Below are 13,083 nucleotides of genomic sequence, written 5' to 3'. Positions count from 1 at the left end.
AGCATAGCAATATGCCTTGCGGGCCACAAGCCCGCAACTGGAGCACGGGCAAAACGCCCGAAAAAAATTTCCGCTCCGCGCGCCTCTTTGCCGCGTTTTCGCGGGCTTGCGCCCCAAGCGCCTTGCGGATAGTGTACGGCGCATGACGACACCCGTTTTTACCCTGGAGCACAGCGACGGCAATGCCCGCGCGGGCTTGCTGCGCACAGCCCACGGCATCGTCCCCACCCCCGTATTCATGCCCGTGGGCACGGTAGGTTCGGTCAAGGCTCTGGCTCCCGACGACCTGCTGGCCATCGGCGCGCCCGTTATTCTGGGCAATACCTACCATCTCTATCTGCGCCCCGGCGACGCCCTTGTGGCGCGGCGCGGCGGGCTGCACGCCTTTGCCTCCTGGCCCGGCGCCATTTTGACCGACAGCGGCGGCTTTCAGGTTTTCAGTTTGAGTTCCCTGCGCAAAATCCGTGAGGAGGGGGTGGAGTTCCGCTCGCACCTTGACGGCTCGCGGCATTTGTTCACGCCCGAAAAAGTGCTGGAAATCCAGCGCAACCTGAACTCCGACATCATGATGGTGCTGGACGAATGCGTTCCGTACGGCGCGGACCATGCCTATACCCGCAAGTCTCTGGCCCTGACCACACGCTGGGCCGCGAGAGCGCGGGAGGCGTATCCCGCAGGCACGGCGCACAATCTGCTTTTCGGTATTGTGCAGGGCGGTTTTTACAAGGACTTGCGGGCGCAGTCCACAGAGGAAATCTGCGGTATGGATTTTGACGGTCTGGCCATCGGCGGGCTTTCTGTAGGGGAGCCCAAGAGCCAGATGTACGATATGCTGGGGCACACGGCCCCCCTCCTGCCCTGGGGCAAGGCCCGCTATCTCATGGGCGTGGGCACGCCACTGGATATCGTCACGGGCATCGGGGCCGGAGTGGACATGTTCGACTGCGTTTTGCCCACCCGCAACGCGCGCAACGGCACGCTCTATACGTCGCTGGGCAAGGTCAACATCAAGCGCCGCCAGTATGCGGAGGACGACGGCCCGCTGGATCCCTGCTGCTCCTGCTATGCCTGTCGCAACTTTTCGCGGGCCTATCTGCGGCATCTGTATGTGAGCCGGGAACTGCTCTCCTGCCGGCTCAATTCCCTGCACAACCTGACCTATTATCTCCATCTGGTGCGCGAGGCCCGCAAGGCCATTGTGGAAGGACGCTACAACGCTTTTGCGGCGGGCATTGCGGCCCTGTATCCCGAAGAAGCTGCCGGTACCGCCTGACGGCGCGCCGGATCCGAAGCCGCTACACGCTCTGGCGGCCCAGAGCCTGCGGCCGCATTTCCCGGCGGCGCACCAGCCAGAAAACCAGCAGCGCGCCCGCTGTCTTGCTCAGGCTCATGGTCAGGACAGACCAGGGCGAGGCCAGCCCGATGACAGACAGAAAGACAATGCTGTCCAGAGGCGCGCCCGCCAGACTCGACAAAAGGATGCGTTGGGAAAAGCTGCGCCGGGTAAAGGTATACAGGGCCCAGTCCGCCAGTTCGCCCACGGCAAAGGCCGCGGCGCTGGCCAGCGCCAGTTGGGGGCTGGCCATATGCCAGCTCACCACGCAGCCCGCCAGCATGGCCCAGAGCACATGATGCCCCACGCGGCGCTGGGCAAAGTCGCGCACCACAAAAATGAAACCCACCAGCAGGGAAACTGGCGGCCACATTTCGCCGTTGGGCAGTTCCACCAGCGGCGTGACGGCAAAGGCGTAGTTGACGCCGACAATCAGGGAAACATAGGTTACGAGGCTGAACATGCCCGGAGAGTATGCGCCGTCCGCGCATTCGTCAAGCCGCGCGCGTTCCGGGCAGGGCGCGGCTTACGGCCCGGCGGGCGCGGGAACCCCGGACGTGCGTGCGGCCTTGAGCTGGCCGCAGGCGGCGGAAATGTCCTGCCCCTTGCTTTTGCGCACAATAGCCGTGATGCGGCGCTTCCAGAGATACTGCTCGAAGGCCAGGATGCGCTCCTCGTCAGGAGCCGCATAGGGCGCGCCGTCAGTGGGATTGTAGACAATGAGGTTGAGCTTGCCCTTCAGGTCGGCCACCAGTTTTGCCAAATCTCTAGCCTGTTCCGGGCCGTCGTTGACCCCGCCCAGCAGCAGGTATTCGAGGGTGATGCGCTCCCGCGTCTTGAGGGGGTAGGATTTGAGGGCGCGCACCAGATCGTCCAGCGGCCAGCGGGCCGCCTTGGGCATGATGCGCTCGCGCAGTTGCTGGGTGGGGGCGTGCAGAGAAACAGCCAGATAGGCCAGGCCGCTTTCGCCCAGTTCTTGCAGACCTTTTTCGATGCCGCAGGTGGAAACGGTGATGCGGCGGGGGGAAAAGTTCAGGCCCTTGTCGTTGTTCAGGCATTCCAGAGAGCGCATGACCTGCCGCAGGTTGAGCAGCGGCTCGCCCATGCCCATGAAAACCAGATTGCGCAGCACGGGCCTGTCCGGCCGGGCATCGCCCAGATGTTTGCGGGCCACCAGAATCTGCCCCAGAATTTCCGCCATGCTCATCTGGCGCTCGAATCCCGCCTGCCCGGTGGCGCAGAAGGTGCAGCCCATGGCGCACCCCACCTGGGAGGACAGGCATTGCGTCCAACGCCGGACGCCCTCGCGCGAATCCGAGGGGATGAGCACGGTTTCCACCAGCGCCCCGTCTTCCAGCCGCAGGAGGAACTTGGTGGTGCCGTCCCTGCTTTCTGCAACAGACTCCACCTCGGGCCAGACAATGCGCGCAAGACCAGCGAGGCGCTCACGGCAGGCGCGGGAAACATTGGTCATTTCCGTGAAATCGCGGGCCAGCTTCTGCCACATCCACTGCCAGATCTGCACCGCGCGGAATCCCGGCTCGCCCAGATGATCCCGCAGCCAGGCTTCCAGCTCGGGCAGGGTCAGGTCAAGAAGGTTGGTCATGGGCCTGCCGCCGCGCCGCCTACCCCACGGACTTGCGGGCGTACTCCCGTACAAAGCGCGCGGCGGATTCCACATCGGTGACTTCGCCCGCGATCTGGGCCTGCAAAAGCGCATCGCGGATCACGCCCACCGCAGGGCCGGGGGTGAGGCTGGTTTCCCGCATGATCTCGTTGCCGTTGAGGAGCGGCTCCAGCATCTGTTCGGGCATTTCTGCACGGCCCAGGTACTTCATGTTGTGGTTGAACGAGGTCAGGATACCGTTGCGGGCCTTGAGGTCCGCGCGGGCCATGGCGATCAGGCGCGGATAATCGTCCAGGGCCTTGAAACGGCGGATGCCCCTGTCGGTCATCATGAAGTGGAAGCGCATGTGATGGCGGACAAGGTGGCAGAGCAGATCAATGTCTTCCTGGGCGAAGTGCAGGCGGCGCAGGATCTTGCGCGTGACCTTGGCCCCCACACGGTGGTGCTGGTAGTAGGTCCACTGGCCGTCAAAAAATTCGCCGGTATACAGTTTGCCCACGTCATGAAAGAGCATGGCCATGGTTCCCAGCCAGTCGTAGTGGAAGTCCTCTTCCGGATAGTGGCGCATGCATTGCAGGGTGTGCTCGAAGACGTTTTCCGTTTCGCCTTCCTTGTTGCGCATCTGGGTCAGACAGGCCAGAGCAGCCACTTCGGGAATAAGCCCTTGCAGAATGTGGGCATCGTACAAAAGGCGTACGAAGCGGTGCATGGACTCTGCGGCCACCTTGCGCCATTCGTCCATGATGTCCGTGCCGGGCACATAGTCCAGCACGCGGGACGAGGCGCGAACAATGGCCAGCCAGGTATTGGGCTCAATGGGCAGATCAAAATTGGCCGCGAAACGCAAGGCCCGCACGGCCAGCAGGTAGTCGTGGCGCAGGGTTTCGTCGGGCAGGCCCGTGAGACAGATGGCCCCGCCCTGCACATCTTCAAAACCTTCGTAGGCGTCGCCGCTGGTCTCGGGGCTGCCAAAGCCCGTGAGGCGCAGTTTGCAGCGTTCTTCGGGGCGCAGGCGGTCAATGATGCCCGGCGTGATGCGCAGCAGGGCCAGTTCGGGGTGCCCGGCGGCAGCCACTTCCAGAGGGTAGAAGTAGAAGAGAACTCCTCCTTCCTCCATCACGGCCAGGGCGCGCTGGCCCGGAACGGGAGCTGCCTTGGGAAACAGGCGCACCAGGGTTTCCAGGTCCGGCTCGCAGGCAATGTCCACCGCCGCCTGCGTGTTTCTGTGCAGAAGGGTGTTTTGCAGGGGAGCGTTGATGACATGGGCGTCATAGCCGTTGCGCAGCAGGGTCTTGCAGATGGATATGGCGTCTTTGAGAGCTTGGTGCATCATGGGCTCCTTGCGGGGATGGCGGGGCATTTTGTGAAAAAAATGCCCTGTATCCTGTAAGTATGCCTGTGAGCGAGGTTTCAAGTCAAGCCCGGTTTTCCGGGGAGAGTTTCCTGCTCTTTTCCCGTTCTTTTTCTGATGTGTGCCCTGTTTGGGGGCTGCCGAACAGCCGGTTTTCGATATATATGAGCGTGACAGTGCGGCTTGTGCCGAATCGGTCACGGACTGCCCGGCCAGGACGCTTCAAAGCCATCATGAGGGGCAAGGTTTCTCCCCAAACTGATGTCCCGGAGCGCATAATTTTGTGGCAGATGCTACAAAAATCTGCTAGAAGAGCAGGGCGATGGTTATGCCCATTTCTTCTATTTGACAAGTTGCCATGCCAAACACAAAAAAAACTCCAAAAAATATTCGCAGCAAAGGCCGTCCGCGCTGTTTTGACCGGGATAAAGCCCTTTTTGCAGCTCTGGAAGTTTTCTGGCAGCGCGGCTATGAGCCTGCGTCCATTTCCGAATTGTGCAAAGCCATGGGAATCAATGCGCCCAGCCTGTACGCAACCTTTGGCAACAAAGCCAAGCTGTTTCTGGAGGCAGCCACCTTTTATGAGGAAACGTATTGGGATGCGCCTGGGAAAAAGTTCATGGCGGAACCCGACATTTACAAAGCCATAGGCGATTTTTTCGCTGAATCAGCCCGGATTCTTTTGTCCCCCGATACCCCATGCGGCTGCATGGTTGTACTCGCAGCCGTCAATATTTCGGAAGATGCCCAGGAAATTGCTGATGCCATCCGGCAACTTCGTCTCGCCACCAAGGATATGTTCGCAGCCAGAATCCGACAGGGAATCGAGGACGGCCAACTGCCTCAAGATACGGACGTAGCCTCAATGGCCGGGGCATTCAATGCCATGTTGGAGGGTTTGTCCATTCAAGCCCGTGACGGCTTATCTCAATCACAACTTGAGAAGGTGGCGCAATACGCGATTCATATTTTGCCCGACAAGATAGTTTAATTAACAGTATGAATTTATAGGCTTTATTTCTTATGGGCATCCTAAAAAACTCCCGCGCAGTCACCTTTTGACCTTTGGGAGGGAGCCGCAGGCACAAACGCTGTGCGGGGAAACTCCCGCAGGATTCAGGCAATACCCAGCCATACAGCAAAAGGCGTTCTGTCTCGCGCAGACGTTCTTCCTCCAACTGTCCAAAAATCTCGCCCGCCTTTTCACGGGGAACGGCGGTCGCCTTGTCTATCATGATCTCCGAGGTGACACGCAGGCCATTCTGGGGAGATGGTTCGACACGGAGCCGAAAAAGGGGTGCTTCCCGTAACGTGCTGGTCAGGGGAAGAATGGTTACCGAAGGATGCACATGAAACAGGTCCGACTGGATGACCAGCGCTGGCCGGGGTTCGTATGCTCCGGGCTGGACAATGGCCACAATATCCCCACGCTTCACGAAGTCCATCCTTCACGGGCAGAAGTTTCTTCAATCCATTTCAGTAGTTCTGCTTCGTGGGCATCATGGAGCAAAAGCAGGCTCTGGCGGCATTCTTCGGCAAAGCCCTTCTTCCGGGTATCCGGAACCCAGATCTGTACCGGCCTGAGCCCCGCAGCGCGCAGACTGGCCCGGTGCTTTTGCACTCTTTCGGAAGTACATGTGGGCATTGCCGTCTTTCCTTTTTGTTACATGTACAAGGGCGGACAAAAATGTCTACCAGCATATTCTTTTTGAGCAGTGCTGATGCCCCCTTGGCCGCGCCGAAATATGGCAAACCTGCCCGTGACGCAAAACGGCCGACCCCCGTACGGGAGTCGGCCGTATGTGTTACTGCGCTTGCGCCTTTCATTCGGTATAGGCGTTCAGCTCTTTTTTGACGCCCAGGGCCACCCGCCAGAGCAGGGAGAGCACCAGAGCGCCCACGGCGTAAACGCCCAGAGCCACGGCGATTTCCTTGGCTGTGGGCATGTAGGGGGTGATGGCTTCAAACATGTTGGGAGTGAATCCGCCGACGAGCAGGCCAAGGCCCTTGTCAATCCAGGACGCCAGCACCAGCATGATCAGAGCGATGGGCATGATGCAGGGATGCGTGCGCCACTGCGGCGGGATAAGCAGGGCCAGCGATGCGAAGGCCATGATCACTGCCGCCCACATCCAGTAGCCCACCCAGAACAGGTGCCCGTCATGGCCGAGGAACAGCAGACGGATGGGTTCTTCATGGCCGGGAATGCCGCTGTAGAAAGCGGTGAACAGTTCCAGCAGATAGAAGAACACGTTGATGCACATGGCGTAGACAATGATGGTGGTCAGGGTTTTGACCGCCTCCCGGCCCACGTCAAAGCCGGTGAAGCGGCGCACCACCAGCATGAGCAGCAGGAGGATGGCCGGACCGGAGCAGAAGGCCGAAGAAAGGAAGCGGGCGGCCATGATGGCCGTGAGCCAGTAATGGCGGCCGGGGATGCCCGCGTACAGGAAGGCCGTCACCGTGTGGATGGAAAAGGCCCAGAGAATGGAAATGTAGATGAGGGGCTTGATCCATTTGGGCGGCGCCACTTCGTGGCGCTCGGCCTCCAGGGTGACCCAGCCGATGATGATGTTCAGGCCGAGATAGCCGATGAGCACCAGCATGTCATAAAACATGACTGAGTTGGGCGTGGGGTGCAGCATGACGTTGAGCATGCGCTGGGGCTGGCCCAGGTCCACCACGATGAACAGGGCGCACATGACCACGGCCGCCACGGCCATGAACTCGCCAAAGATGATCATGCGCTTGAATTTCTTGTAGTGGTGAAAGTAGGTCGGCAGCACCAGCATGACGGCCGAAGCGGCAACGCCCACAAAGTAGGTGAACTGCGAGATGTACAGCCCCCAGGAAACATCGCGGCTCAGGCCGGTGACGCTGAGGCCGTTCTGGAGCTGGTCCAGGTACACAAGGCCGCACCCTGCGATAAGGCAGAGCAGAAAGAGCAGCCACACATAATAGGCTTTGGGCCCTTCGAGCAATTTTTCAAGCATGGCCTGTTCTCCCTATATGAGGTAGTAAACGCCGGGCTGCGTGCCCAGGTTGGGCTTGCGGCGGATACTGTAGTTGGCGGCCAGAGCCTGCCGCACCGTTGATTTGGGGTCTTCCAGGTCGCCGAAAAGGATTTTCCCGCCGGAGGCTTCGACACAGGCCGGCAGTTGCCCCGCGGCCAGACGCTCCGCACAGAAGGTGCATTTTTCCACCACGCCGATCATGCGTGTGGGGTAGGCCTGGTTGGGGGCCGGATCCGCCAGGAATTTGCGCGGATCCTTGAAGTTGAACGAACGCGCTCCGTAGGGACAGCCCGCCATGCAGAAACGGCAGCCGATGCAGCGATGGTAGTCCATGGCCACAATGCCGTCTTCCATCTTGTAGGTGGCCTGGGTCGGGCACACGCGCACGCACGGAGGATTGGTGCAGTGGTTGCACAGCAGGGGATAGCTGTTCGAACTGCGGCGCTCGTCCAGATACTGGTTCATTTCGTCGGGAAAGGCGTGGTTGAAGGTGTCCAGCCAGAGCCACTTGATGTCCTGATTGTCGGGAATGGCGGGTACATTGTGGAAAGCGTGGCAGGCATCGATGAGCGGCTGGTAGTCCTTGGCTGTGTGGAACTGCCGCGTGTCGATGACCATGGCCCAGCGTTTGGCCTTCAGGGCCGCGCCCCCGCGCTCATAGCGTCCCGGGGCGATCTGCGCCCGCGCCTCGCCAGCCAGGGAAAGACCCGCCACGGAGCCGCTCAGGGCAAAGGCGGAGATGCCCGCCACTTTCAGAAAGCTTCTTCTGCTCTTGTTCATTGCTTGCTCCCCTGAGGAATGATGTGGCAGGTCCAGCAATAGGTATCAACGCTGTTGGCCACATGGCACTTGTCGCAGAATTCCTTGTAGTTCTCGTGGCACTTCAGACAGGTATTCTGCAGGCTGACAGTCCACTTTTTGCCGCTGGAGGCCACATAGACGCGGTTTTCGTTGCGCAGGGCCTCGTCGCGCCACTCATTGAGCAGGCGCATGTGCTGGTTGCGCATGAAGTCCACATTTTCGACGCACTCTTTTTCGTTCTTGGGCAGTACAATGCCGGTTTCGGTGTAGTTTTTCCCCAGCAGGCCGGCCCAGAACGGGGAGGTGAACAGACCCACAAAAATGAGGATCCCGAGGATGACAAATTTGGCGTTATACATTTACCGGCCCTCCCCCTGCGCCTCGGGCGCGTCATCGTCCTCCGCCACGTTGGGCAGGTCTTCCTGGCGCAGATCCATGGTGCGCTTGCTCTCGCCCTTCATGACCAGAGCGTTGCCCACAAGTTCGTGCAGGCCGCTCACATTGACGCCCGGCGCCCAGTAATTGGCCAGGGGCGGCAGGGTGGCGCGGTCAATGGCGCAAACGCAGGCCATGTGGTTGACGCCGTGTTTTTCCTGCACGTAGCGCAGGGCATTGCCGCGCGGCATGCCTGCGCGCATGCGCAGTTCCATGATTTCCTCGGTGTTCAGGCCCGATCCCGCGCCACAGCAGAAGGTCTGCTCGCGGATGGTGTTTTCGGGCATTTCCACGAAGTTGTTGCATACGGCCTTGAGCACATAGCGCGGCTCGTCAAGCATGCCCATGGCGCGGGCCGGGTTGCACGAGTCGTGGAAGGTAGTGATGATGTGGTCGTTGCGGCTGGGGTCCAGCTTCAGTTTGTTGTGGTGGATGAGGTCGGCCGTGAATTCGGCAATGTGCACCATTTTTGTGGATGCGGCGTTGTGGAAGGTCGTGCCGGTAATGGGCGAAACCGGCGTTTTCATGTGATCCGGGGACGGGCCGTTGTAGGTGTCCATATATTGGTTGATGACGCGCCACATGTGCCCGCACTCGCCGCCCAGAATCCACTTGGCGCCCAGGCGCTCGGCCTCGGCGTACATTTTGGCGTTGAGCTTTTTGGCCATGTTGAAGGAGGTGAAGGAACCGAAGTTGCCGCCTTCGGAAGCATAGGTGGACAGGGTGTAGTCCAGATCCAACTCGTGGAAGAGCAGCAGATAGCCCATGAAGGTGTAGATGCCCGGATCCGCGAACACATCGCCCGAGGGCGTGATGAACAGGATTTCGTGCCCCTTTTCGTTGAAGGGGGTCTTGGGGCGGATGCCGGTGACAGTTTCGCAGTCATCGGCCAGCATTTCCACGATTTCCACAAAGGAATGAGGCTGGATGCCCAAGTGGTTGCCGGTGAAACTGCAATTTTTCACCGGATCCATGATCCAGTGCGTGCCCAAGCCCACTTCGTGCAGCAGCTCGCGGACAATGGCAGTGATTTCTGCGGTGTCGATGCCGTAGGGACAGAACAGCGAGCAGCGACGGCACTCGGTACACTGGTAGGCATAGTAGAAAAGCTCCTTGACCACGGCCTTGTCCCAGCCGCGCGCGCCCACTTTCTTGCCCAGAATCTTGCCCAGCATGCTGTGGTCGCGGCGGTACAGGGAGCGCAGAAGCTCGGCGCGCAGCACGGGCATGTTTTTGGGGTCATTGGTGCCCAGGAAAAAATGGCACTTGTCGGCGCAGGCTCCGCAGCGCACACAGATATCCATGAAGAGCTTGAGCGAACGGTGTTTCTCCAGGCGGTCGGCAAAGGCGTCGCAGAGGATTTGCTCCCAGTTTTCGGGCAGATTCCAGTCTTCTTCCGCCGGATCCCAATCGTGGGGATTGGGCATGTGCAGAAGCTCCATGGTCTCTTTCTTGGCCGGATAGCAGAAGCTGCCGGGCGTGAATTCGGGCTTGACGTCAAGCCAGTCCTGCTCGGGAAATCCCGGACGGCTGGCGACAAGCATTTGCGGCGTAGGTAATTTTGCCATAGCGGAAACTCCTTACTCGGCGGCCTTTTCGGGTTGCTTTTCCAGCGGCAGCCCGGCCTCGGCCATGGCGTCGCGGTAGGTGTCCTCATACTCGGGGTAGGTGAAGAACTGCTTGGGAGGATTCCAGGGATTGATGTGCCGCACGCGGCGCGAATTGTTGGGCAGGTTGCGCGTGGGGCTGAAAAAGACTCCCGGCATGTGCATGAGCTTGGAGAAGGGGAAGTAGATCAAAAGTACGCAGACCAGCGTCAGGTGCGTGAAGAACAGGGCATTGATGCCGGAGGCAGCCACAGGTGCAAAATGGATGAGCCCCATGATGAAGATTCTGACCTGGGCGATCTCGGCCTTGTCAAAATAGCGCAGGCAGATGCCCGTGCCCACGATGGCAATGAGCAGCCAGAGGGGGAAATAGTCGTTGGGCAGGGACAGATAGCGCAGACGCTCGTTGAAGATGCGCCGCCCCAGCAAAAAGAGCAAGGCCACCAGCACCAGACCGCCGGTCATGAAGAAGCGGGGCGAACCCACCTGCATGATGCCGTCAATGCTTTCGAGAAAGCGGATACAGGAGGGCACCGGCTCCATGAAGAAACGGAAATGGCGGATGAAAACCAGCAGAAAACAGTAGTGAAAAAGAAGCGCGAAGGCCCAGAGCCATTTGGAGGAATAATAGATGGTCCGGGGGCCGTTGCTGACGGGGTCGTGCTCCAGCGTTTCCGCATGCGTGTTGCGGAACAGCGAACGGAAAAGAAAAACCTCCAGGAACATGCGTTGCAGCACGCCCCAGGTGGTGCTGGGGCAGTCCACCTTGTCCTGCCGGATAAAGTCCAGCGATTGCTCCTGCCCGCCGGTGGTGGGGATGCAGAAGGGCACGGGGGATTTGGCCCAGTAAACCATGCGCCATATGACGCCGGCAAGAAAAACGACCACTGCCGCATAGGGGAGCGCAATGCCGAACAGACCGGCAAGCCCGATGGCCGATCCCGCCCAGGCAACGGCTCCTATGAGCAGCACCAGCAGCAATGAATTGAACATTCCCTACCTCTCTTCCACTAAAGTTGCCTCAAAAGCCCACTGCGGGCCTGAGCTGTGTCCGGCCGCGGGCGCGGCGGCCTGTCAGTTTTTGGCCGTCAGGGGCTGGCCGTTTTCCAGGGCCTGCGCCCAGCGCGCCAGTTGGGCGTGCTGGGAGCGTATCTCTGTAATGCGTGATTCTGCAAGAATCTCGCGGTTCTGCATATACATGTCAAAGGCCAGCAGGGTCAGGCTGTCCAGGCGTGCTTCGGTGTCGAAATACGCGGACAACTCGCCCCGCTCCAGCAGTTCGGGCAACAGGTGTTCGCGCAGAATGGGCTTCATGAGGCTGAAAATGCCCAGGCTCTGGCTTGGGGGAAATTTCTGCACGGCGCGCAGTTTGACAAAGCGGTCCAGAGCCTTGCGGGTGCTTTCCACCTCCACATGCTCGCCGGTGGCCGCATCATAGAGGGCGGAAGCCGCCTCGCGGGTCATGTGGGCCACGGGATTGCCAAAAGGATCCTGCCGCGTGCGCAGAAAACCGGTTGTTTCAAAAGGGTAGGTGTCGAAGACAGCTTCTGTCCACAGGCGTACAATTTCGCCCTTGTGCTTGCGAAACACGTCGATTGCTTTCATGCCGTCCCCAGGGATTTTTTCGGATAGGACTTTTTATTATACGAGAGAAATCTCTTTGACGTCAAGACCGTCTGCGCTCCGGAGACAGGGGAGGAGAGCGCAGGGGGCACCGGACAGTGCCGAAAAACGGCAAAATCTGCTGTGCGGACGCCAGAACCATTTTTGTCCGGCAAAGCGGATGTGTTCGCGGCCTGGACGGCGCAAACTCCGCGAAGCAGGGTTTGGGATCAGCCTGTGTGTCGCCTGCGTCCCTTACGGGCAAGGGTTTGCGCCGCCGCACTGGCCTGCGGTCAGTGGCTCCACAGGCAGATGCGCGTCCTCGTGCTCAGGGGGTTGTGCGGGCGGCTGCCCAGGTGCCGGGGCAGGCGGCTGCGCAGGCGGGGCAGCGCGCCGCTCCTCCCGCTCCCGGTTTTTCTGGGCCAGCATGGAGGGCAGGCCGCGATACTCGAGAAAAGGCACGGTCTGGCTTCCGGTAGACAAGACGTGGGCCTTGTTGCGCAGCATGCGGAAGCGCAGCAGAAGCATATCCGGGTGCAGGGATGCCGTGGCCTGCGGAGATTCCGCGCGGGCCTTGAGCAGGGCGTCGATCATGCTGGTTCCGTCGTCCAGAAGGCGCAGCATGCGGGCTGTGGTCTGCACGTCGGCATCGTTTTCCGCCAGGGGGCAGAAAGCCACATCCACATGGCCCGACAGCGCGGCCACGGCGTCACGACAACTGGGGCAGGAGGGAGAAAAGAAAACGCGCACGGCGGCGTCTTCATTGTCTGTCATGGCCCAGACTCCGGCCTGGGAGCGGCCCACAGCCCCCAGGTTGACCAGAAAAAGCACGAGCCATGCGGCCAGCAGCAGCGAGCGCCCGCCCTGGGGCGTGCGTGCGCGGGAAAGGGCTGTTTTGCGGAAGCTCCTGTACAGCAAAGCAAAAAAAACAGCGACCACCAGGCAGTTGCTGCACGGGGCTGTGAGGGCCATGAGCAGCAGAAGGGCCGTGTCGGCCAGCAGGGCCAGGGCCGAAAGGGCGCGCCCCAGGCCTGCAGCGCCCAGCAGGGCCAAAAGGCCCAGCAGAAGAAAAACGCCGCTGCCCACCCACCAGAGGGAAACACCCGCCACCGTGGCGTCCTGATACAGGGCGCACCCCCCTGTCACGCACAGGCCAAGATCATTGCCCGCAGCGCTCCAGAAACAAAAGGCCGCAGCCAGCAAGGCGAGGCACAGCGCGCCGGTATGGATTTCACGCGGTCGGTTCATGCTCTCCTCTTCCACGGATGGTTGCACGGAAAAAACAGATCACGGCAGGCAGCATACTCTTTTGG

General features: G+C 60.4%; 14 protein-coding genes and 1 pseudogene. 3 read left to right on the top strand and 12 right to left on the bottom strand.

Annotation, left to right across the window (positions count from 1 at the left end; genetic code table 11):
* The first annotated feature begins 142 nt into the window (after positions 1–142).
* Positions 143–1,273: a tRNA guanosine(34) transglycosylase Tgt gene (gene tgt, locus EII23_RS06015; protein WP_124792487.1), complete on the top strand. Its 1,131-nt coding sequence runs from the start codon at positions 143–145 to the stop codon at positions 1,271–1,273.
* Positions 1,274–1,295: 22 nt separating this feature from the next.
* On the opposite strand, the gene EII23_RS06010 is transcribed toward tgt, so the two are convergent.
* From EII23_RS06010 to EII23_RS06000, 3 genes are all read right to left on the bottom strand, one after another.
* Complete coding sequence (locus EII23_RS06010) at positions 1,296–1,796, bottom strand: VUT family protein (RefSeq protein ID WP_124792486.1); 501 nt, start codon at positions 1,794–1,796, stop codon at positions 1,296–1,298.
* A 63-nt stretch (positions 1,797–1,859) separates the two neighbouring features.
* On the bottom strand, positions 1,860–2,939 hold the full coding sequence (rlmN, locus tag EII23_RS06005; RefSeq protein WP_124792485.1) for a 23S rRNA (adenine(2503)-C(2))-methyltransferase RlmN: 1,080 nt from the start codon (positions 2,937–2,939) through the stop codon (positions 1,860–1,862).
* Positions 2,940–2,958: 19 nt separating this feature from the next.
* Positions 2,959–4,290 carry an HD domain-containing protein gene (locus EII23_RS06000; RefSeq protein WP_124792519.1) on the bottom strand — a complete coding sequence of 444 codons (1,332 nt, stop codon included), beginning with the start codon at positions 4,288–4,290 and terminating at the stop codon, positions 2,959–2,961.
* 154 nt (positions 4,291–4,444) lie between these two features.
* Between EII23_RS06000 and EII23_RS13390 the strand changes: the two are divergent.
* Both EII23_RS13390 and EII23_RS05995 read left to right on the top strand, forming a co-directional pair.
* Positions 4,445–4,571: pseudogene (locus EII23_RS13390) on the top strand (IS1595 family transposase); the annotation flags it as partial.
* Between the two features lie 98 nt (positions 4,572–4,669).
* On the top strand, positions 4,670–5,302 hold the full coding sequence (locus EII23_RS05995) for a TetR/AcrR family transcriptional regulator (RefSeq protein ID WP_124792484.1): 633 nt from the start codon (positions 4,670–4,672) through the stop codon (positions 5,300–5,302).
* Here the strand turns inward: EII23_RS05995 and EII23_RS05990 are convergent.
* The 9 genes from EII23_RS05990 to EII23_RS05950 form a co-directional block, all read right to left on the bottom strand.
* On the bottom strand, positions 5,190–5,756 hold the full coding sequence (locus EII23_RS05990; RefSeq protein WP_260424618.1) for a type II toxin-antitoxin system PemK/MazF family toxin: 567 nt from the start codon (positions 5,754–5,756) through the stop codon (positions 5,190–5,192). The two genes, EII23_RS05995 and EII23_RS05990, sit on opposite strands and share 113 nt — an antisense overlap.
* Positions 5,744–5,956 (bottom strand): antitoxin MazE family protein, encoded by a 213-nt coding sequence (locus EII23_RS05985; protein WP_124792482.1) that lies wholly within the window; start codon positions 5,954–5,956, stop codon positions 5,744–5,746. The genes EII23_RS05990 and EII23_RS05985 overlap by 13 nt, the downstream gene beginning before the upstream one ends.
* Before the next feature lie 178 nt (positions 5,957–6,134).
* Entirely contained in the window at positions 6,135–7,304 is a 1,170-nt protein-coding gene (dsrP, locus tag EII23_RS05980; RefSeq protein WP_124792481.1) for a sulfate reduction electron transfer complex DsrMKJOP subunit DsrP, read from the bottom strand.
* A gap of 12 nt (positions 7,305–7,316) precedes the next feature.
* A complete protein-coding gene (gene dsrO / locus EII23_RS05975; RefSeq protein ID WP_124792480.1) occupies positions 7,317–8,105 on the bottom strand; it encodes a sulfate reduction electron transfer complex DsrMKJOP subunit DsrO in 789 nt (262 codons plus the stop codon).
* Positions 8,102–8,485 carry a sulfate reduction electron transfer complex DsrMKJOP subunit DsrJ gene (gene dsrJ, locus EII23_RS05970; protein WP_124792479.1) on the bottom strand — a complete coding sequence of 128 codons (384 nt, stop codon included), beginning with the start codon at positions 8,483–8,485 and terminating at the stop codon, positions 8,102–8,104. The genes dsrO and dsrJ overlap by 4 nt, the downstream gene beginning before the upstream one ends.
* On the bottom strand, positions 8,486–10,129 hold the full coding sequence (gene dsrK / locus EII23_RS05965; protein ID WP_124792478.1) for a sulfate reduction electron transfer complex DsrMKJOP subunit DsrK: 1,644 nt from the start codon (positions 10,127–10,129) through the stop codon (positions 8,486–8,488).
* A 12-nt stretch (positions 10,130–10,141) separates the two neighbouring features.
* Positions 10,142–11,161, bottom strand: coding sequence for a sulfate reduction electron transfer complex DsrMKJOP subunit DsrM (dsrM, locus tag EII23_RS05960; RefSeq protein WP_124792477.1), 1,020 nt, complete (start codon positions 11,159–11,161; stop codon positions 10,142–10,144).
* 81 nt (positions 11,162–11,242) lie between these two features.
* Positions 11,243–11,773, bottom strand: coding sequence for an RsbRD N-terminal domain-containing protein (locus EII23_RS05955; protein WP_124792476.1), 531 nt, complete (start codon positions 11,771–11,773; stop codon positions 11,243–11,245).
* Between the two features lie 252 nt (positions 11,774–12,025).
* Positions 12,026–13,018 carry a hypothetical protein gene (locus EII23_RS05950; protein ID WP_124792475.1) on the bottom strand — a complete coding sequence of 331 codons (993 nt, stop codon included), beginning with the start codon at positions 13,016–13,018 and terminating at the stop codon, positions 12,026–12,028.
* Positions 13,019–13,083: the final 65 nt, after the last annotated feature.

The sequence above is a fragment of the Desulfovibrio sp. OH1186_COT-070 genome (assembly GCF_003860215.1).
Lineage (GTDB): Bacteria > Desulfobacterota > Desulfovibrionia > Desulfovibrionales > Desulfovibrionaceae > Desulfovibrio.
The sequence above is the reverse complement of the archived record's forward strand: the minus strand, read 5'-3'. Positions and strand labels throughout refer to the sequence as shown.